Genomic DNA, 21,470 nt, shown 5'->3' on the forward strand with positions numbered 1-21,470 from the left:
CCAACTAATTCGTATGTGTGATGGCGCGGCATGACCGCGTCTGTTAGCCGCTGCTTATGTTGTGAACAAGCTGATGTCGAACGCGGCGACGTTCGGCAGCAGCAGATCCGCCTCAGCCAGTGCAGGTGTCTGGCCAATACCTACTGCTTTCATTCCCGCAGCATGAATGCTGGCGATCCCTGCCGCGGCGTCTTCCACGCCGATACATTCGCTCGGCTCCAAGCCGAGGCCGCGCGCGGCGGCCAGGAAAATCTCGGGATCGGGCTTGGCGCGACTGATGTGGTTGGCGTCCACCACGTAGTCGAACAAGTCGGCGATACCGAGTCTTTCGAGCAAAAGCGGTGCATTCCGGCTGGCCGACGCCAGCGCGGTTTTCAAGCCGGCGCGACGCACCGATTCGATGGCATGGTGTGCGCCAGGCAACAAGTTGTGCGGACCGAAGCTTTCGATCTGCTGCCGGTAGTAGTCGTTCTTGCGCGAGGCCAGGGCTTCTTTTTCGTCCTCGGAATAAGCGCGTGGCGACCGCTCGAGCAAGATATCCAGCGAGCCGCGGCGATCGACGCCTTTGAGCCGTTCGCCGACGGAATCGTCGAAGGCAATGCCAATCTCTGCCGCAAGGCGCTTCCACGCAGCGTGATGCACCACGGCCGTATCGGCGATAACGCCATCGAGATCGAAGACCACGCCTTTTATCAGCGGGCGTGCAGGTGTGTGCAGCGGCAGGTTCACCGTGTGGCCGGCATGCAACGCCACGGTGTCGCCGTGGTGGAGGATGTCCAGTTGTGCGCCTTCAGTAAGCGCGTATTCCACGCGATCTTTCTTCACCGTCACGCGTATGTGGTGATCGCGCCAGCGCACGCCGAAACGGTAGCTGTTCCATGCTGCGGGCAGCGTGGGTGCGAATGCGGGGCGGCCATCGACCACACGCATGCCACCAAAACCCCAGGCCAGTGACAACCAGCTGCCGGCCATGGCTGCCATGTGCACGCCGTGCGAGGTGTTGCCGTGTAGATTGTCGATATCCACGCGCAACGTATCGAGAAAATAGGCGTATGCCTTCTGCGTATACCCCACGTCCGACGCAACGATGCTGAAGGTGGATGCCGACAACGTGGAATCGTGCACGGTGACGCCTTCGTAGTAATCGAAGTTGCGTCGCTTGCTTTCCTTGTCGATACCGTTGCCCGCCAGCACGAAGGCCTGCAATACATCCGCTTGCTTGCATACCTGATGACGATAGATCGTCAGTGGATGCAACTGCAGCAAAAGCGGACGATGGCCGTGCTCGCTGGGGCGTGCAATCGGCAAGCGCGGTTTGTTGAGGAAGTCATCGTCCTGCGGAAAGATGCCGAGTTCCGGATCGACCGGCAGATACATTGCATCGGCTGCGGCCAGCCATGCAGCGATCTCCCTGTCGGATAGCTCGAGCGTGGTTGCGATACGGGCGTAATCCTGCGGCCGTTCGCGTCCCAGTTGCAAGGCTACCGATGCGGCATAGCGCAGATGCTGTTGCGCCATGTGGTTGGTGTAGTAGTTGTTGTCGACCAGTGCGGTGTATTCGTCTGGGCCGGTTACCTGGCAGATGCAGAATGCTCCGCCGCGGCGCGGGTTATAGCTGCCCACGTGATGCCACAGGCGTGCGGTTTCGAACAGCACTTCGGCGCCACCGCGCACCAGGAAATCGATATCGCCGCTGGATTCGACGTAGAGGCGAATCGCAAACGCGATCGCTGCATTGATGTGGTATTGCGCCGAGCCGGAAGGGAAGTACGCCGAACACTCATCGCCGCTGATCGTGCGCCACGCATAGAGTGCACCGGCGGGATGATTCATTTCGCGTGCGTGGTTGCGTGCGCGGTCGAGCGTGTTGACGCGGTACTCAAGCATGCTGCGTGCGTGCGCGGGCGACGTGAAGGCGAACACGGGCAGGATGAAGGCTTCGGCATCCCAGAAATAATGGCCTTCGTAGCCTTCGCCGGTGAGCCCTTTCGCTGCCGCGCTGCCGCTGCCATCACGCGGTGTGGATTGCAGCAGATGAAACAGGTTGAAACGCAGTGCTTGTTCGACTGGGTTGTCGCCATGGACTTCCACATCCGCTGCGTTCCAGAACACGGCCCAAGCGCTTGCCTGATCCGCGCGATGGGTATCGAAATCCACTGTCAGCGCGCGTTCCAACGTAGTGGCTACGGTGTCGAGCAGGGAGGCTTCGGTGTCGCCGCTTTCGGGGCGGCTGCAGGCGTAGGCGACGAATTTCTCCAGCAACACGCTTTCGCCAGGTTGCAGTTCCGCCACGTAGTGCTGCTGCACGCCTTCGCTGTCGTCCACGATGGCACGGGCGAAAGCCAGGTTCGGTTGTGTCAGGCGATGGCGTTGCCCGCTGGCAAGACGGATGTGGCTGCTCTGGGTGCGCTGGCAGATCGAGGCAAGCGTTCGGTCCGCATCACTTGCAGTGATAGTCAGACCACCCTGGATGCGCGCGCCGATGCGCGGGTCATCGCCTTGGTCGGCGGCGCTGATATCGGCGACCAGCGCTGACTCCAGCGTGATCGGGCCGGTGTAGTCGATCGAGGTGACCCGGTAACGGATGCAGAGCAGGTTCGGCGCATGCAGGGGAACGATGCGTTCCGCATCGATCTGCAAGGTGACGCCTGAGGGGGAGCGCCAGCGCAGCGTTCTTTCCAGGCAGCCGGTTCGCAGGTCCAACGCTTGCTCGAACGCCAGCCATTCACCTTCGCGCAAGTAGACCGGTGCGTCGCCCAAGCGCAAGCCGATGCGTACGCCATCCGGTACCGGGATGCGTGTGTCGGTGCTACGGGCAAAGCCGGGGAAGCGTTCGTGATATTCGATTGGCGTGCGTTCCCACACACCGGTAAGAAACGTGCCCTGGGTGGGGCTGCGATCTTCTTCCAGGGCGCCGCGCACGCCTAGCGTGCCGTTGGCGAGCGCAAACAGGCTTTCGAACTTGGCCTGTTCGAATCCCTTTGGACGCTGTGCATGAACGACCCGCCAGGGATCGGGGGATGCCTGGTAAGCCGGTTCCATGGCGACGGCTTGCGCATCGTGGCTGTGCACGCATTCTCCCCTTGGCATCTTCCGATTGGTCGTCTCGTTGGCCTCTGGGGCCTGTGGTGGGCGAGCATAAAGGGCGATGATATCGATATCAAGATATCGATATCATCGCTGCGTTGCACCATGATGCGCCCGTCAACGTGGCGAAAATGTGGTCAGCAAGAGCCTGCATTGGAGGAACTCAGAGTCCTCGGGCACACTTGTCGAGCCGCATCGATTACTGCATCCATGCACTACCAGGGAGTCGCCGCTTGACGCAGGCCAAGAAGAAACAACCTCTTGCGCAACGTCCCAGCCTCACCATGGCGGACTTGGCCGAGCTGGCGGGGGTGTCCAAGATCACCGTGTCGCGGGCGTTGAGCGAAAGCCCGTTGGTCAATACCGAGACCCGTGAACGGGTACAGGCCCTGGCGCGCAAGCATGGCTACAAGTTAAACGTCAGCGCCCGCAACCTGCGTCTGCGCCGCAGCCATACGGTGGCGGTCATTGTGGAAATGAAGCCGTCGTCCGAACGCACCATGTGGGACCCGTACCCGTTATCACTGCTCGGCGGCATTTCGCAGGAACTCACTTCGGCCGGCTACAGCGTGCTGCTGACCACCAGGCAAGGCGCATCCAATGCGGCGGTACAGGCCGCGGATGGGCTGATTCTGTTGGGGCAGGGCGCGCGCCAGGATGCGGTGCGTCTCTACGACAAGCTCGGTTTGCCCATGGTGGTGTGGGGCGCGGCCGGCGAGGGCGGGGACAACCATGTCGTCGTCGGCAGCGACAATCACCAGGGCGGCATCATCGCGGCTGAGCGCTTTCTTTCCATCGGCCGGCGCCATCCGGTGTTCATCGGCAACCCCGATCATCCCGAAATGGCGCAACGCCTGTTCGGCTTCGTCGATGAACTGGCCCGCCATGGCATCAAGCCGCTATTGCTGCGACGTGCGGATTTCACGCTGGAATCGGGCGTGGACGCGGTGCGTTCGCTGGCGGCACGCAAGGTGCGCTTCGATGCCATCTTTGCGTGCAGCGACTTGCTGGCGATGGGCGCGATTCGTGCGCTGGTCGAACTCGGGCAGTCGGTGCCGAACGACGTCTCCGTGATCGGCTATGACGACACGCCCTTAGGCGCCACTTTTCTCCCGCCCTTGAGTTCGGTGCGCCAGAACTGGCAGGAAGGCGGCGTGCTGCTCGCACGCAAAGTGCTGGCGGCGATTCATGGGCATCCGGTGCAGTCGCAAATGATGGCGACAACGTTGGTGGTGCGTTCTACCTGAGCCGCTTTATTGCGTTACGCCGCGTGCGGATGAATCTGCTTCAGCTCGTCGCCCAGTTCGCGGCGCGCACATTCCAGCTCATAGTTCACTTGCAGATTAATCCAGCTTTGCGCATCGGTTCTGAAATAACGCGCAAGACGGAGCGCTGTATCTGCGGTGATGCCACGACGTTCGTTTGCAATTTCGTTTACACGCGCCGGGGTGACACCAATTGCGCGTGCGAGTGCATTTGCGGATAGCCCCAGCGGCTTCATGTATTCCTCGCGCAGAATCTCGCCGGGATGAACCGGCGGCAGTAGCTTCTTGGCGGTCATGGTCTTTCTCTCATTCTCAATGGCCGTAGGCCAATCCTTAGAGGTCAGTGATAGTCACAGATCTCTGCGTTGTAAGCGTTGCCATCCTTCCAAATAAAGCAGACGCGGTATTGGTCGTTAATGCGTATGCTGTATTGCCCGGCGCGGTCACCTTTGAGAGCTTCAAGGCGATTACCTGGTGGAACGCGTAGGAAGTCGAGCGTTGCCGCCGCCCGCAGCTGCGCCAATTTGCGACGGGCAACGCCTTCAATGTTGACCCATTTGCGAACCCGCTCACCGTTGGCAAGGGCTTCCGTGTCTTTATCGGCGAACGTCCTAATCATGACCTTATCATATATCGATAACCGATATAGGGCGGCGCTCTCGATCTACGAAAAGAGCCCACAGATGGGGCAGATAAGTTCAATTATTTGGGTAAGCGAACCACGCTAGACGGCCGGCTCGATCCGCACGGGGGGCGTCAATACCAATCTGAAGCAGCTTCCACCGCCTGCTACGCGCACATACTCCAGAGCCGCCTGATTCGCTTCTGCCATCTGTCGCGCGAGATAAAGTCCAAGACCGGTGCCGTATTCGTGCGTGGTGTAGAACGGCTCGAAGATTTGCGCTGCTACTTTCGGCGCAATGCCGGGGCCGCGATCGATTACTTCCAGAATCGGTACGCCATGTTCGCCGTGTCGTACCACTACCAGCACGCGCGCGGGTTCGCCAGGCATGCGGCCGTAGCGCAATGCGTTCTGCACCAGATTCCACACCACTTGATGCAGCTGCTGCGAGTCGGCTACCGCGATGACCGGCTGTGCGCTGTTGTCGATCACACGCAATGAGTCGTTGCCGATGTCGTTGCCCTGCTTGTATTCATCCACGAAGCCGTGCGCCCAGTCGCCCAGGCTCAGCGTTTCAGGGCGTGAGCGTTCGCGTCGCGACAACTGCAAGATGTTTTCGATGATGTCGTTGAGGCGGCTGCAGTGATTGTTGATGATCTCGACCATGCGCAGGTCGGTGGCGCTCATCTCGTGCGATTCGGCCAATAGCTGCGCGGAGTAGCGGATGGCTGCAAGCGGATTGCGGATCTCGTGCGCGATCGAAGCGGAAAGCCGGCCCAGCGAGCCGAGTGTGAGTTCTTCGGCGCGACGCGACACCAGCGAGGTGTCGTCCAGGAAGATCAGCACGAGCGAATCATCGTTCGGCGCGAGTCGGCTGAAGCGCGGCACCACTTCTGGCATACCGTCGGCGAGCTGAGTGGCGGTTTCGTCCAGCTTGCCCGAGGTGATCCAGTGATACAGACGGCGCGACAACTCCGGTGCTACACGGCCCAGATCGCGCTGGTCGGAGGAAGGATTGCCCAACAGCATCCACGCCGATTCGTTGATCTGATGGATGCGGTTGGCGTCGTCCACCAGCATCACGCCTGTTTTCATGCGGCGGATGATCAGCTCGTTGACCTGAGCCAGGTTGACCAAATCGATGCTGCGCTGTTCGGCCAGTGCCTCGCTGGCGCGCAGCTGACGACCCAGCACGTTACATAAGACGACGATCGCGAAGTAGGCCATGCCGAACAGGCCCGACTCCAGGAAGTCGCGGTCGTCGACCGAGGGCGTGTGGGGCAGGGAGAACACGATGCGTCCGAGCACCCCAAGGGTGGCAAGCGCGGCAAGGAACAGCGCCAGCCGCAATGGAAGCAGCAACGCGCCCGCGGCAAGGTTCACGGCCAGCATCATCGCGATGCCGATGCGCGCCTCGTTCATCGCGGCGATCGCCAGCACCGCCGCAACGATGTCCACCAGCAGGGTGCCCAGGATGCCCAGCCAGCCCAGTGACTTGGTGAGGTGGGTGATCGATACCACCGCCAGGGCGAACAGCAGGTAGCCAGCGGCCACCAGGCGCGCCAGGTCACTGTTGTCCAGATGGGGCCAGCCCATGCCGGTGGGGGTGAAGGCCAGCCCGACGTACACCAGCGCCTGGGCTAGCCTGAAATAATTCAGAAACAGCAGCTCGTGGCGGGTGGTCGTGCTGTTGGGCGAATCAACGATCGCGCGGCTGGACACGGTCTGCACACTCACGAGGAGAAGTGGTAACTGCCTCCCCTCTCTCCCTGGGGAGAGGGTCCGGGTGAGGGGACAATCTTTCGGTAGAACAACATCGAAGCGAACTCCGATGCACCACTTTCGCAAGATTGCCCCTTAACCTCAATCTTCTCCTCAGAGGGGAGCGGAAGTAAATCTGTTGGCCCGCCCCTTTCCATCCCTACCCGCTTCCGCGAAAATACCGGGCCGTATTGCGCGGTTTTCCCCATGTGAGGGATGCTCTGATCGATTTTTCGTAAACGTCATGATGTCCAGAAGGCCCGCAGGGTGTGTTGCGCGGCGCCGGGAAGACAGGTTGTCTTGCCAAGCTGCGCGGCGCAGCCTGCGGGCCTTCTGGACATCACCCCATCGGTTTAATCTCGATATGTTGGGCCGTTGCTGTCCGTCCGCATGCCTTCGGCCCATCGTCTCGACAGACAGGCAGTCTGCCTTCACCGATGGTCCTGTGGCCTGCAGACGGACAGCAACGGTGACGTCTACGAAAAATCGATCAGAGCATCCCCCGCATGGCCACGGCGCACTGCACACGCCGGTAGTGCGTAACACCGCCGTCCGTTCTCCCAAGCCTGTGCTGTGGCTACCGCGCAGGCTCGATCCTTCCCCATTCACTCGAGGTATCGAATGAATTTCCACGAGTACCAGGCCAAAGAGCTGTTCGCGCAGTACGGCATTGCCGTGCCGCCGGGCAAAGTCGCCAATTCCCCCGACGCCGCCGTCGACGCCGCCAAGCACCTGGGCGGTTCGCAATGGATGGTCAAGGCTCAGATCCACGCAGGCGGCCGCGGCAAGGCCGGCGGCGTCAAGTTCTGCAAAAGCCTGGATGACGTGCATGCCGCCGCCAAGGGCATGCTGGGCAAGAGCATGGAAACCTATCAGTCCGCCGGCCGTGCGCTGCCGGTGAACCTGGTGCTGGTGACCGATGCCACCAACATCGCCAAGGAACTGTACCTGTCGATCCTGGTCGACCGCGACAGCAAGGCCGTGACCTTCATCGCTTCCAAGCACGGTGGCGTGGATATCGAGCAGGTGGCCAAGGAAACGCCGGATGACATCCACACCATCGTGGTGGACTTCATCGAAGGCCTGCAGCCGTACCAGTGCCGTCAGCTCGGCTTTGCGATGGATCTGAATCCCAAGCAGGTCACGCAGCTCACCAAGATCATGCTGGGCTTGTACAAGCTGTTCAACGAGAAGGACCTGTCGCTGGTCGAGCTCAACCCGCTCGCGATTCTCGAAGACGGCAACCTCGCCGCCCTCGACGGCAAGGTCAATTCCGACGACAACGCCGAGTTCCGTCACGCGGACCTGGCCAAGATGCGCGACCTCACGCAGGAAGATGCGGCCGAAGCGGCCGCCGTGCAGCACAACCTCAACTACGTGACCATGGACGGCAACATCGGCTGCATGGTCAACGGCGCAGGCTTGGCCATGGCCACCATGGACGTGATCAAGCTGGCGGGCGGCGAGCCGGCCAACTTCCTCGACGTCGGCGGCGGCGCCACCAAGGAGCGCGTCACCGAGGCGTTCAAGCTGATTCTCTCCTCCGACAAGGTGAAGGCCATCCTGGTCAACATTTTCGGCGGCATCGTTCGCTGCGACCTGATCGCCGACGGCATCATCGCCGCGGTGAAGGAAGTGGGTCTGAAGATTCCGGTGGTGGTGCGTCTGCAGGGCACCAACGTGGAGAAGGGCCGCGAACTGCTGGCCAACTCCGGTCTGGCCATTACGTCGGCCGACGATCTCAACGACGCGGCGAAGAAAGCCGTGGCCGCCGCGAAGTCGAAGTGAGGAGCAAACGAGCATGAGCGTTCTCGTCAATAAGAACACCAAGGTGATCGTGCAGGGCTTCACCGGCCAGCAGGGTACCTTCCACGCCGAACAGGCGATCGACTACGGCACCAAGGTGGTCGGCGGCGTGACCCCGGGTAAGGGCGGCACCGAGCACATCGGTCTGCCGGTTTTCAACAGCGTGGCCGAAGCGGTCGACGAAACCGGCGCCGATGCGTCGGTCATCTTCGTGCCGCCGCCGTTCGCTGCGGACTCCATCCTCGAAGCCATTGATGCCGGCGTGCGCGTGATCGTCACGATCACCGAAGGCATCCCGGTGCTCGACATGTTGCGCGTCAAGAACGTGCTGGCGCAGCATCCGGAAACCGTGCTGATCGGACCGAATTGCCCCGGTATCATCACCCCGGACGAATGCAAGATCGGCATCATGCCGGGTCACATTCACATGGCGGGCAAGGTCGGCATCGTGTCGCGCTCCGGCACGCTGACCTATGAAGCTGTGTTCCAGACCACCAACGAAGGCCTGGGCCAGTCCACCTGTATCGGTATCGGTGGCGACCCGATCAACGGCCTGAACTTCATCGACTGCCTGAAGCTGTTCCAGGACGATCCGCAGACCGAGGGCATCATCATGGTCGGCGAAATCGGTGGCAGCGCCGAGGAAGAAGCGGCTGAATTCATTGGCGAATACGTCAAGAAGCCGGTGGTGTCGTTCATTGCAGGTGCGTCGGCTCCGGCCGGCAAGCGCATGGGCCATGCCGGTGCGATCATCTCCGGCGGCAAGGGCACGGCAGCTGCCAAGTTCGCCGCGCTGGAGAAGGCGGGCGTTACTACGGTGAAGTCGCCGGCCGATCTTGGCAAAACGCTGGCTGGTTTGCTGAAGAAGTAATCCGCCGTGTTGCAGTGATCAAAAAGGGCCGCGGAAACGCGGCCCTTTTTTCATGCTTGCTCTTGTCCCCCAGCTCATCCATTACCATGTAGCGCCAGTCGAACCTGGAACATGCACTACATGGCCGTTCTCCGCCTGGCCCTGGCCCAATACGATTTCTCCGTCGGCGCCGTCGCCGCCAACACCGCCAAAGTTCGCGAACTGATGGACCGTGCCCGCGAAGGCAAGGCGGCGCTGGCGGTGTTTCCCGAACTGACCATCAGCGGTTATCCACCTGAAGATCTGCTGCTGCGCCCGAGCTTCCTCGCCGCCTGCCAGGACGCCATCCAGGAGATTGCAGCCGATACCAACGGGCTGGCCGCCATCGTCGGTTTTCCGCACAGCATGGGTGAGGTGTACAACGCTGCAGCATTCCTGGGCGGCGGTGAGATCGTGCAGATCACCCACAAGCGGGCGCTGCCGAACTATGGTGTCTTCGACGATAAGCGCTATTTCCGCCCGGGGCGGACCAGCGCAGTAGCGGTGGTCGATGGCGTACGTGTCGGCTATCTGGTTTGCGAGGACGTGTGGCAGGCCGAGCCGGCTGCTGCTGCGGCGGCTGCCGGCGCTGAATTGATCGTAGTGATCAATGCGTCCCCTTGGGATGACGCCAAACAGACGGCGCGCGAGGAAGTATTGGTGGCGCGTGCGAAGGAAACCGGTTGTGCCTTTGTGTATCTCAATCTCGTCGGCGGTCAGGATGAGGTCGTGTACGACGGCGGTACGCTGCTGGTGAATGGCGATGGCAGCATTGCCGCACGAGCGCCGGCGTTCATCGATGCGCTGCTGTGGGCCGACTTCGACACCACCACTCGCACGCTGCATGCACTGGACTGGCCAAGTGTGCCGGATGCCTCGCACGAAGCCACGCTCTACGCTGCGCTGGTGCGCGGCATTCGCGACTACATCGACAAGAACGGCTTCAGCGGCGTGCTGCTGGGACTTTCGGGCGGCATCGATTCGGCGCTCACGCTTGCACTGGCGGTGGATGCGCTCGGTCCGGATCGTGTCACCGCAGTGATGATGCCCATGCGCTATACCTCGCAGCTTTCGCTCGACGGGGCGCGCGGACAAGCCGAACGGCTCGGCGTGGAATACCACGTGATCGGCATCGAGCCGGTATACGACGCCTTCATCACAGCGCTAACGCCTGCGTTCGCGGGCAAGTCGCCGGACGTCACCGAAGAAAATCTGCAATCGCGCACCCGCGGTGTGATGTTGATGGCGCTTTCCAATAAACACAGCCGTCTGTTGTTGGCCACCGGCAATAAGAGCGAGATGGCAGTGGGTTACGCCACGTTGTACGGCGACATGTGCGGTGCCTACGCGCCACTCAAGGATGTCTACAAGACCGAGGTGTACCGACTCTCCCGCTGGCGCAATCTGTCCGAGCAGCACATTCAGGGTGATGACGCATGGGTTATCCCGCCCGCGGTGATCGAGCGTCCGCCTTCGGCCGAGCTGCGCGAAAACCAGACCGACCAGGATTCGTTGCCGCCGTACGACGAACTGGACGCCATCCTCGCCCGCTTCATCGAAGAGGAGCAGTCGCAGGCGGAAATCATTGCCGCCGGTTATGACGCAAACACCGTGCACCGCGTCGTTCGGTTAGTGCTGGTCAACGAATTCAAGCGGCGCCAATCGGCCCCCGGTCCGCGCGTAACGACACGCGCATTTGGTCGCGAGCGGCGATACCCCATTACCTCAGGCTGGAAATGACTGCACCTCAACCTACAAAAGAAAAAGCCGGTGGCTCAGTGCGCACCGGCTTTTTTCCGCATCAAACGGCCAACGCTCAATAGTGGCCCGAGAACGGAATCATCTTGCGTATCAGCGACGGCGAGTGCGGCCACTTCGGATCCTTCAGATACGGGTGGTCCGGATAGTTCGTCGTCAGCACCTGCCGCACCTGGTCGGCTTGCTGCTTCTGGCCCAGGGCCAGATAGCTGCGGCACATGATGGCCAGTGCGTCGCCGGCTTGCGGCGATTCCTGATAGTGCTCGATCACGTACTGGGCGCGGTCTGCCGCAGCTACGTAGGCCTTGTTGCGCAGATAGAACTTGGAGACGTTGATTTCGTACTGGGCCAGCACGTTGCGCAGATAGATCATGCGCTGGCGGGCGTCCGCGGCGTAGGCACTATCGGGGAAGCGGCGGCTGAGTTCAGCGAAATCGTCGAACGACTTCAGGTTGTAACCCTGGTCGCGGCGCGTCTGCTTGCCAATTTCCTGGCTGGTGAACGTACGCTCGATAATGCCCGTGGTGCGGTCGAAGTTGATCAGACCGCGCAGGTAATAGGCATAATCCACATGTGGATTGAGCGGGTTCGCCTTGATGAAGCGGTTGACCGTCGAATAGGCGTCGTCCGGCTTGTTGTTCTTGTATTGCGCGTAAGCCAGTTCCAACTGGGACTGCTCGTTGAACGGACCGGATGGGAAACGGGCGATCAGACGCTGGTACGCTTTCTCAGCCGCTGAATAATCGGCATGGACCAGATCGTTATGGGCCCTGGCGTAAAGCTGCGGCAGCGGCAAGGTATCGAGCGGATCGCCGCCGCGATGGAACCATGAGCAGGCGCTCATCGTCAGTGCCAGGACGAGCACGATCAGTACTTTAAGGGCAGATGTCGGGGCGACCGGCAGCTTGGTTACGCGCATGAGTAAGGGGTTCAGATGTTTGAGCGAAAAGGGATCATAGCCGAAACCGGTTCCCGGCCGGGGGTTCAGGGATGACAGGCTCCATCATTCGTCATGAGGCGGTTGTCCCCCTGTCGGCGGCAGGTCGAAGGTTCGACCAGGCCTTGGCCGAGATGTTCCCGGACTACTCCCGTTCCCGCCTGACCAGCTGGATCAAGGCGGGCGCGGTGACATTGGACGGCGTGCCGGCGGTGCCACGTCATCTGCTGAAGGGAGGCGAGCAGGTGCGGCTGGAAGCGGAGCTGGAGACCGAAGTATCCAGTGAGCCTGAGGCCATCGCCCTGGACATCGTCCATGAGGACGAGCATCTGCTGGTGTTGAACAAGCCCGCAGGCCTGGTCGTGCATCCCGGTGCCGGCAACCCGGCAGGCACGCTGCTCAACGCGCTGCTTCATCACGATCCGAAGCTGGCCGAGCTGCCGCGCGGCGGCATTGTGCATCGTTTGGACAAGGACACCTCCGGGCTGATGGTGGTTGCCAAAACGCTGGCCGCGCACACCGCCCTGGTCGACATGCTGTCGCGCCACGACGTTGATCGCCAGTACGAAGCTGTAGTGCTCGGCGCACTCATCGCAGGTGGCACCGTCGACGCCCCCATCGGCCGTCATCACAGCGATCGCCTGCGCCAGGCCGTGCGCGACGAAGAAGACGGCAAGCACGCTATGACCCACTACCGCCTGCGCGAGCGCTTCCGCACACATAGCTTGATCCAGTGCAATCTCGAAACCGGACGCACGCACCAGATCCGCGTGCACATGGCACACATCGGTCACCCGCTGGTCGGCGATCCACTGTACGGCGGCAGCTTGAAATTGCCCAAGCGCGCGACGCCGGAATTGGTGGCCGCCTTGCGCGGCTTCCGTCGACAGGCGCTGCATGCGGAGCGGTTGGCGTTTGAACACCCAGTTACCGGCGAAGCATTGTCGTTTGATGCGACACGTCCGGATGATGTAGATGCGTTGATCGCGGCACTTCGTGCCGATCTCGCAGTCAACGGTTCCAACGAATAATCACGATGCATTCGATGACTGACGCCTGGCTCTTCCCCGACTGGCCCGCGCCGCGTGGTGTGCATGCGGCCGTCACTACGCGTGATGGTCCAGGTGTTTCGCAGCCGCCTTTCGGGCGTTTCAATCTCGGGTTGCGCAGTGGTGAAGACGAGCAGACTGTGCGCAGCAATCGCGGCGCGTTGCGTCAGTCGCTGGCGTTGCCGGCGGAGCCGCGCTGGTTGCGGCAGGTGCATGGCACCACCGTGGCGGAGCTTGGTCCGTTGCCGGGTCCTCACGAACCCGAGGCGGATGCAGCGGTTTCGCACTTGCAGGGCACGGTGCTGGCGATTCTCACGGCCGATTGCTTGCCCGTGCTGCTCTGTGCCGACGACGGCAGCATCATGGGTGCCGCGCATGCAGGCTGGCGAGGACTGGTCGCCGGCGTGCTGGAAAACACGGTCGAACAGATGCAGATGCACCCCGAGAACCTGCTGGCATGGCTCGGTCCATGCATCGGTGCGCCTTCGTATGAAGTGGGTGAGGAAGTGCGCAAGGCGTTTCTTCATCACGACCCTGCCGCGGCTTCGGCCTTTGTGCCGACCCGCTCGGGGCATTGGCTATGCGATCTGGCCACGTTGGCGCGGCAACGCCTGGAGGCGGCGGGCGTTACGCGTATCTATGGCGGCGGTTTTGATACGCGCACCGACGCACGCTTTTATTCCTATCGGGGCGAAGGGGCCCGCAGCGGTCGATTCGCCAGCCTGATCTGGCTGGAGCCTTAGGTTGGGGTTTGCACCCTAACCTACCTTAAAGCATCCATCTGCAACGCTTGAATCACCCCGCTGCGTCCGCATCTTTGCGGGCAGTGGCGGTGCGTCCGCCAAAAACCTTTTTGGGGATACCTCGATGCGAATGGACAAACTTACCTCGCGTTTCCAGCAGGCGCTTGCGGATGCGCAATCGCTTGCAGTGGGGCGCGATCACAACATGCTCGAGCCGGTGCACATCATGGCTGCACTGCTCGACCAACAAGGCGGCTCGACTGCGCCGTTGCTGACCCAGGCACACGTCAACGTGCCGGCATTCCGTCAGCGCGTGTTTGAGCTGCTCGACCGACTGCCAAAAGTGAGTGGACAGGAAGGCAACATCCACGCCGGCAACGAACTGACGCGCCTGCTCAACCTCACCGACAAGCTTGCACAGCAGCGCGGCGACCAGTTCATCGCCAGCGAGCTGTTCGTGCTGGCCGCCCTGGAAGACAAGGGCGAACTGGGTGCGGCATTGAAAGCAGCCGGCGCCACCAAGACCAACCTGGAAGCTGCCATCGACAAGCTGCGCGGCGGCGAAAAAGTGCAGAGCGAAAACGCCGAAGACCAGCGCCAGGCACTGGAAAAATATTGCATTGACCTCACTGCGCGCGCCGAGAGCGGCAAGCTCGATCCGGTGATCGGCCGCGACGAGGAAATTCGCCGCGTGATCCAGGTGCTGCAACGTCGTACCAAGAACAATCCCGTGCTGATCGGCGAACCTGGTGTGGGCAAGACAGCCATCGTCGAAGGCCTCGCGCAACGCATCATCAAGAACGAAGTGCCCGAGGGCCTGCGCGACAAGCGCGTGCTCGTGCTCGACATGGGCGCGCTGATTGCCGGTGCGAAATTCCGTGGCGAGTTCGAAGAGCGCCTCAAGGCTGTACTCAACGACCTGGCCAAGAACGAAGGCCAGATCATCCTGTTCATCGACGAATTGCACACGATGGTCGGTGCCGGCAAAGCCGAGGGCGCGATGGACGCCGGCAATATGCTTAAACCTGCGCTGGCGCGCGGCGAGCTGCATTGCGTCGGCGCCACCACGCTGGACGAATACCGCAAGTACATCGAGAAAGATGCTGCATTGGAACGCCGCTTTCAGAAGGTGTACGTGGGCGAGCCGAGCGTGGAGGACACCATCGCCATCCTGCGCGGCTTGAAAGAACGCTACGCCATGCATCACGGCGTGGAGATCACCGATCCCGCCATTGTTGCTGCGGCCACGCTGTCGAACCGTTACATCACGGATCGCCAACTGCCGGACAAGGCCATCGACCTGATCGATGAGGCTGCCTCGCGCATCCGCATGGAAATCGACTCCAAGCCGGAAGAACTCGACCGCCTGGAGCGCCGCCTGATTCAGCTCAAGATCCAGCGCGAAATGCTGAAGAAGGAAACCGACGAGGCTTCGAAGAAGCGCCTTGCGGATCTCGATAACGACATTGCCAAGCTCGAACGCGAATTCTCCGATCTCAACGAAGTGTGGAAGTCGGAAAAGGCCGCGTTGCAAGGCGCGACCAAGGTCAAAGAGCAGATCGAGCAAGCGCGCGTGGAACTGGAAGCAGCGCAGCGCAGGCAGGATTACGCCAAGATGAGCGAGATCCAGTACGGCCGCATGCCTGAACTGGAAAAGCAACTCGCTGCGGCGCAAGCTGCCGAGAAGCAGGATTTCAAGCTGGTACAGGATCGTGTCACGGAAGAAGAAGTGGCCGAAGTGGTGTCGCGCTGGACGGGTATTCCCGTCAGCAAGATGCTTGAAGGCGAGCGCGACAAGTTGCTGCACATGGAAGAATCGCTGCACAAGCGCGTGGTTGGCCAGGACGAAGCGGTGCGTGCGGTCTCCGACGCCATCCGTCGTGCACGCGCAGGCCTGTCCGATCCCAATCGCCCTTACGGTTCGTTCCTGTTCCTTGGCCCCACCGGCGTGGGCAAGACGGAACTCTGCAAGGCACTGGCCGAATTCCTGTTCGATACGCAGGAAGCGATGATACGCATCGACATGAGTGAATTCATGGAGAAGCACTCCGTCGCGCGTCTGATCGGTGCACCTCCCGGTTATGTCGGTTACGAGGAAGGTGGCTATCTCACCGAGGCGGTGCGTCGTCGGCCGTACAGCGTGATCTTGCTGGACGAAGTGGAGAAAGCGCACCCGGACGTCTTCAACGTGCTGCTGCAGGTGCTCGACGATGGACGCCTCACCGACGGCCAAGGCCGCACGGTGGATTTCCGCAACACCGTGATTGTGATGACTTCCAACCTTGGCTCGCAGCTCATCCAGGAAAACGCGGGTGACACCGAGGCCGATTACCTGCAGATGAAAGCCGCTGTGCTGGGTGTGGTGCAGGCGCACTTCCGTCCGGAATTCATCAACCGTCTGGACGAGCTGGTGGTGTTCCGCCCGCTGGAGAAAAAGCAGATTCGCAAGATTGCGCTGATCCAGCTCACGTATCTGGAAAAGCGCTTGGCCGAACGTCAGCTCAAGCTGGAGATCGACGAGAAGGCGCTGGATTTGCTCGGCAACGTTGGTTTCGATCCGGTATACGGCGCGAGACCGCTCAAGCGTGCGATCCAACAACAGTTGGAGAACCCGTTGGCGAGGGAAATCCTGGAAGGACGTTTTGTATCGGGTGACACGATTGTGGTTGAAGTGGAAGGCGGGCATCTGGCGTTCCACAAGAACGCCTGATGTTTGTACCGCTTCCTTGTCATCATTCCCGCGAAAGCGGGAATGATGAGTATCAGATGCCAAGTGCTGTGGTGCTATCTGTTCGATAGCGCACAAGCGCATCGCCAAGCTGCTCCTTGAGCGCGCCGAGATAGGGCGCGAACTTGGCCCACTGATCGACGCCGTCGCGAAAGATCGGACGGCGAACCTGCTCGGAACTTGCCGTGCGCACGCTGCGCACAGTCTTGTGGAATTCCAGGCAACCGGGTTCGAACGGCAGACCGCAGAAATCGAGCAGGCGTCGCACATTGCCTTCCAGATCATCGACCACGTCTTCGTGGTAGATGCGCAGCACGCGGCCGGGTAGCGCCGCATCCCAATGCTCCATCAGCTCGAGATAGGTGCGGTAATAGCGCGCGATGTCCTCGACGCTGTAGGTGAATTCCTGGCCGGTGGCGAACAGTTGCTTGAGATTGCTGAAGCAGCAGGCCATAGGCTCGCGCCGTGCATCGATGATCTTTGCGTTGGGCAGTATCAGATGGATCAGGCCAAGGTGCCGGAAATTATTCGGCATCTTGTCGATGAAATAAGACTTGCCACTACGGTAGATGCGCGTATCGCGCAGATACTTTTCGCCCAGCTCGCGAAAGTCCTCCGGCTGCATGCAGGTCAGCACACCGGGGTAGCGGGGATCATCGAGATCAGGATCGCGTCCCTGCAGATCGAGCACGATACGCGGAATATCAGCCAGCTCCTGCGTGCCTTCCACCTGCGAATGAGAGGCGAGGATCTGTTCGAGCAGGGTGGAGCCGGCACGTGGCAGGCCGACGATGAAAATCGGATCAGGACTCGGATCGCCTGCGCCCGTGCGGCTTGCGAGGAATTCGCGAGTACAGATTTCGATCTGCCTGCGCGTGTTGGTCTCGATGATCTCGGGGCGATAACGGCTTTCGGAGCGCTTGAGCGCATTGCCTCGATCGTAATAGTTCCACGATTCGGCGTAGTCGCTGCGATCCTCGAACGCTTTGCCTAATGCGAAACACAGATGATAACGATCGATCAGCGGGGTGGCCGATGACGCTTCCTCGGCACGCATCCGGGCCATCTCATCATCCGAAAAGCGATAAGTTTTGAGGTTGGCCAGGCTCCAATACGCATCGCCAAAGTTGGGGCGTGCCGCCGTCGCTGCGCGGTAAGCTTCGATCGCGTCGGCTTGCCTTCCTTGTGTCTTCAGCGAATGGGCAAACGACAGGTGCAAATCGGCGGCGCCCGGCAGTTGCTGCAAAAGCTGCTGATACAAACCGATGGCTCGCTCGTGTTCACCCAGGCCGACGCTCGCGCTGGCGTAGAGCGTGCGGTAATCGACGTGATCAGGATCGACCGCAAGCAGCTTTTCGATTTCCTCGGAGGCCCGCTGGTACAGGTGTCGTTCGAATAGGACGCACGCATAGTCATAGCGTGCCGCTCGATAGTTCGGTGCGATCTTCAGTACCGCGTCGAGCAGCATTTCGGCGTCGTCGAGCACGTCGCGTGCCAGGCCTATACGTGCAAGCAGGCGCATCGCTTCGACGTCATTGCCGACTTTGATCAGGTAAGCGCGGATGATCTGCTCGGCAGGTTCGAGGTCGCCATCCGAGAAATGGCTGGTTGCGTGCACGACTTCGGGCGCCAAACGCTTGAGCGTGGCGACATGCGCGGCGGCGGTTGCCGCATTGGTAGTATCGCCAGTCATGCGATACAGACCTTCGAGCAAGTTCCAGCTCGAAGGCAAGGCAGGATTGATGTTGACGGCACGCAATAGCGCGTCGATCGCACGCGGCGCATCGCGCATCACGACGTAGCAATGACCGCGCTCTTCGTGCAAACGGCTGAATTGGGGGTGGTGCTGTTCCAGCCGCGCCAGCGTCTGCAAGGCCGCGTCGATCTGTCCGAGATAGCGCTGGCTTCTGGCTATGGCGTGCAGCACGTCGCGGTGTTCCGGTGCTTCCACGGCCAACGCTTCGGCTGCTTGCAGGGCTTGGGCATAGTGCCCGGCACCTTGCAGCTCGCGCAGTTGCTGAACTCGTTGCTCCACCGATAGCAATCCCGGGTCGGCCGGCGTGGCATTCATGATCGATCGCAAACCTTAAAAAAAAAGAGGGTGGGCATTACGCCCACCCGATTCTACTTAAACCGCCAGGGCAGCAATGGTTTAGAACTTGAAGCCCACCTTCAGGCCGATCACGCGCGGACGAATCGGCACTTCCGACTCGATGAACTGAGCCGAGGAGGTGAACACGCTGGCGTGGTTGTCGGTCAGGTTGGTGCCGTACAGCGACACATCCCAGTTGTCCTTGGCCACGCCTACCGATGCGTCGACGGTGTTGTAACCGGCCTGCAGGTAACGCAATTCAACGGTGGTGATGTCCGTCACGCCCGAGCCACTCGGATAGGTGGCCGGCTGGTTGTACATCGAACCGGTGTGGTTGAAGCCAACCTGCGCGAATGCCTTGAAGCCGTCGCCGAACGTCCAGTCGTAACGCAGGCGCATGTTGTACTGCGAGCGGGGCGAGAAGGCTGGCACGCTGCCGATTTCACCAAACGGATTGGCGAAGGACGTTTCGGCACCGACAGCGCCGGTTTGGATGATGCACTCGTTGTACCGCGGCGAGCCAGGGATGTTGTCAATCAAGCACGGTGAAGTGGTCTGCTTGGCATGGTTGAGCGAACCGGAGCCGATAAGCGTCAAGCCATCGGTGAGCCGTGCCTGGAATTGCAGTTCGCCGCCATCCACCTTGTAGTTCGGCCCGTTGACCGCGAAGGTGGTGTTACCCAGCACCAGCGGATTGAAGAACTGCATCTGCACGTTGTCCCACCGCATGTCGTACAGCGAGCCGTTGAGCATCAGGCGGTCGTCGAAGAACGTGGTTTTGAAGCCGATTTCGTTGTTGGTCAACGTATCAGGCGCGTAGCTGATCGGCTTGCGGTACTGCGCTTCGCCATCGAGCTTCGCCACGCCCGAGGTCGTGCGATTGAAGCCACCCGGGCGGAAACCTTGCGAGAAGGTGTAATACACCATCGTATTCGGCGTGATGTGCCACACCACGTTCGCACGACTCTTAAAGCCGTGATACGTCTTGTGGTAGTTCATCACCGTGTCGTTGCCCACGTAGGTGCCGTTGGGAACATTGTCCTGCGCGGTGGTGGTGTAGAACTCCGTACCCGTCTGCCACTCGGAGTAGTGGTAATAGCGCGTGCCGCCGGTCACAGTCAGCACTTCGGGAATGATGTCGTACGACAGCGAAGCGAATGCCGCTTCCTGTTTGTAGCCGCGCTGCTCGACTTCACCGAAGGCCGTGTCGTCGGGCATCTCGACGCCCGGCGAAGACATCGCATTGGCTACGCACGGATAGCCGCCGGCGACCGCATTGGCCAGGTTCTGCGGCGTACAAGACGGGATGGTCTTGTAGTTGAAGTTCATGTGGTCGTCGATGTTGAAATCTTCGTAGTACAGGCCGCCGATGACGCGGAAGCGATAGTCTTCCGGGGTGCTCAGGCGCAACTCATGGCTCTGATGCGTGCTGTTGACGTGGTCGTTCCAATAGCCGACCGGCGAATAGCAGATCGGCTTGCCCGCGCTGGACAGGCCCGCTGACGTGCCGGTGCACTGGTAATACATGCCGCCGGCGCTGCGCGAATAGTTGGTGTAATCCTGCTGTTCGCTGATGTGGCGATTGGTGTAGCCGCCGGTGTACACCAGCGAGAGGTCACCGATCTGGCCGTTCAACGTCCACGAGGTATTGGTGAAGTGGTCGTTGTTCCAGGCCGGTACGAAGGAGGTGATCTGGTCGGTGCCCAGCGTCTGGCCGTCGGTGCCGATCGGGTACGTCGAGGACTGGCCCTTGGCGTCCAGGTTCTGATAGCTCTCGGCGATCAGGAAGTTCCAGTCGTCGTTGATCTTCCACAACGCGGACAGGCGGGCGCCCTGGTAGTCAACGGGGTTCCAGTTGTTCTGCGCGACGCTGTAGTTGTTGATGACCGAAGTGCCGCCGGCAGCGACGTAAGGCGCCATGGCTCCGCCGCCGTCCGTGGACTGGCGCGTGTACGTGCTTGGCACGTTGTTGATGTAACCGCCCTCATGATCGTGGTAGATCACGCCACGCACTGCCAGCGTACCTGGAATGAGCGGCAGGTTCAGCACGACGTTGGCCGAATTGTTCGGTGCGCCGCCATCGGTAACGCCAACGCTGGCTTCTGCGCTGCCGCTCGTCTTGTTGAGATTCGGCTTGTTGGTGATGTAGCGAACGGCACCCGCCTCGGCGCCACCGCCGAACAACGTACCCTGCGGGCCTTCGAGCACTTCGAGGCGCTCCATATCTACCATGTAGATGTCGAGATTGCGCGCGGGGAACTGCATCGACTGGTCGTCGAGATAAACCGCGACGTTCGGGAACGGTGCGATCGACGCGCTCGACTGATTGCCGAGGAAGCCGGTGCTCAGGCCGCGCATGTAGATGTTGCCCTGGCCTGGGCCGTTCGCGGCGAAGGTCACATTGGGCAGATACTTGATCAGGTCATCGAACGACACGACGTTCAACTGCTGCAAGGTCGTGCCGGTGAATGCCTGCAGCGTAATCGGCACGTCCTGCATGTCTTGGGCTGTGTGCTGCGCGGTCACCGTCACCGTACCGAGTGTGGACGCGGAGGATGCATCCGGTTTGGCGGGCTGTGCAGCTGATGTTGATGGTGTTGTTGGAGCCGGCTGCACGGTGTCGTCTGCATAAGACACGCGAGTGACCGCAAGCGCGGCAAGCACCGCGCAAGTGATTGGATTGATCTTCAAAACGATATCCCCCGAGACATGTGGTGATTGCGCAGCACCGGT

The 21,470-nt window shown here is 61.0% G+C and carries 14 protein-coding genes; 7 read left to right on the plus strand and 7 right to left on the minus strand.

From position 1 onward, the window contains the following. Positions 1-54: 54 nt before the first annotated feature. Positions 55-3,072: a beta-phosphoglucomutase gene (gene pgmB, locus QQJ86_RS10295; RefSeq protein WP_284320850.1), complete on the minus strand. Its 3,018-nt coding sequence runs from the start codon at positions 3,070-3,072 to the stop codon at positions 55-57. Positions 3,073-3,371: 299 nt separating this feature from the next. Between pgmB and QQJ86_RS10300 the strand changes: the two genes are divergently transcribed. Next, a complete protein-coding gene (locus QQJ86_RS10300; protein ID WP_284321006.1) occupies positions 3,372-4,334 on the plus strand; it encodes a LacI family DNA-binding transcriptional regulator in 963 nt (320 codons plus the stop codon). A 14-nt stretch (positions 4,335-4,348) separates the two neighbouring features. Here the strand turns inward: QQJ86_RS10300 and QQJ86_RS10305 are convergent, their stop codons facing one another. The 3 genes from QQJ86_RS10305 to QQJ86_RS10315 form a co-directional block, all read right to left on the minus strand. Further along, positions 4,349-4,648, minus strand: coding sequence for a HigA family addiction module antitoxin (locus tag QQJ86_RS10305; RefSeq protein WP_284320851.1), 300 nt, complete (start codon positions 4,646-4,648; stop codon positions 4,349-4,351). A gap of 44 nt (positions 4,649-4,692) precedes the next feature. After that, positions 4,693-4,971 (minus strand): type II toxin-antitoxin system RelE/ParE family toxin, encoded by a 279-nt coding sequence (locus QQJ86_RS10310; RefSeq protein WP_284320852.1) that lies wholly within the window; start codon positions 4,969-4,971, stop codon positions 4,693-4,695. A 105-nt stretch (positions 4,972-5,076) separates the two neighbouring features. Beyond that, positions 5,077-6,696, minus strand: coding sequence for a sensor histidine kinase (locus QQJ86_RS10315; protein ID WP_284320853.1), 1,620 nt, complete (start codon positions 6,694-6,696; stop codon positions 5,077-5,079). 660 nt (positions 6,697-7,356) lie between these two features. Between QQJ86_RS10315 and sucC the strand changes: the two genes are divergently transcribed. From sucC to QQJ86_RS10330, 3 genes are all read left to right on the plus strand, one after another. Then, positions 7,357-8,523, plus strand: a complete 1,167-nt coding sequence (gene sucC / locus QQJ86_RS10320) for an ADP-forming succinate--CoA ligase subunit beta (RefSeq protein ID WP_284320854.1) — start codon at positions 7,357-7,359, stop codon at positions 8,521-8,523. A gap of 13 nt (positions 8,524-8,536) precedes the next feature. Further along, positions 8,537-9,412: a succinate--CoA ligase subunit alpha gene (sucD, locus tag QQJ86_RS10325; protein ID WP_188794427.1), complete on the plus strand. Its 876-nt coding sequence runs from the start codon at positions 8,537-8,539 to the stop codon at positions 9,410-9,412. A 120-nt stretch (positions 9,413-9,532) separates the two neighbouring features. Further along, positions 9,533-11,170 (plus strand): NAD+ synthase, encoded by a 1,638-nt coding sequence (locus QQJ86_RS10330; RefSeq protein ID WP_284320855.1) that lies wholly within the window; start codon positions 9,533-9,535, stop codon positions 11,168-11,170. A gap of 76 nt (positions 11,171-11,246) precedes the next feature. Here QQJ86_RS10330 and QQJ86_RS10335 read toward each other — a convergent pair whose 3' ends face one another. After that, positions 11,247-12,107, minus strand: a complete 861-nt coding sequence (locus QQJ86_RS10335) for an outer membrane protein assembly factor BamD (RefSeq protein WP_284320856.1) — start codon at positions 12,105-12,107, stop codon at positions 11,247-11,249. Positions 12,108-12,178: 71 nt separating this feature from the next. Here QQJ86_RS10335 and rluD point away from each other — a divergent pair, with 71 nt between their 5' ends. From rluD to clpB, 3 genes are all read left to right on the plus strand, one after another. Then, positions 12,179-13,156, plus strand: coding sequence for a 23S rRNA pseudouridine(1911/1915/1917) synthase RluD (rluD, locus tag QQJ86_RS10340; protein ID WP_284320857.1), 978 nt, complete (start codon positions 12,179-12,181; stop codon positions 13,154-13,156). 14 nt (positions 13,157-13,170) lie between these two features. After that, positions 13,171-13,917, plus strand: coding sequence for a peptidoglycan editing factor PgeF (gene pgeF, locus QQJ86_RS10345; protein WP_284320858.1), 747 nt, complete (start codon positions 13,171-13,173; stop codon positions 13,915-13,917). Between the two features lie 124 nt (positions 13,918-14,041). Continuing rightward, positions 14,042-16,627: an ATP-dependent chaperone ClpB gene (clpB, locus tag QQJ86_RS10350; RefSeq protein ID WP_284320859.1), complete on the plus strand. Its 2,586-nt coding sequence runs from the start codon at positions 14,042-14,044 to the stop codon at positions 16,625-16,627. 52 nt (positions 16,628-16,679) lie between these two features. Here clpB and QQJ86_RS10355 read toward each other — a convergent pair whose 3' ends face one another. Together QQJ86_RS10355 and QQJ86_RS10360 are read right to left on the minus strand one after the other, a co-directional pair. After that, on the minus strand, positions 16,680-18,716 hold the full coding sequence (locus tag QQJ86_RS10355) for a tetratricopeptide repeat-containing sulfotransferase family protein (protein WP_284320860.1): 2,037 nt from the start codon (positions 18,714-18,716) through the stop codon (positions 16,680-16,682). Between the two features lie 81 nt (positions 18,717-18,797). Then, positions 18,798-21,428, minus strand: coding sequence for a TonB-dependent receptor (locus QQJ86_RS10360; RefSeq protein WP_284320861.1), 2,631 nt, complete (start codon positions 21,426-21,428; stop codon positions 18,798-18,800). Positions 21,429-21,470 lie beyond the last annotated feature (42 nt).

The organism is Dyella acidisoli (genome assembly GCF_030160295.1).
GTDB classification, from domain to species: Bacteria; Pseudomonadota; Gammaproteobacteria; order Xanthomonadales; family Rhodanobacteraceae; genus Dyella_B; species Dyella_B acidisoli.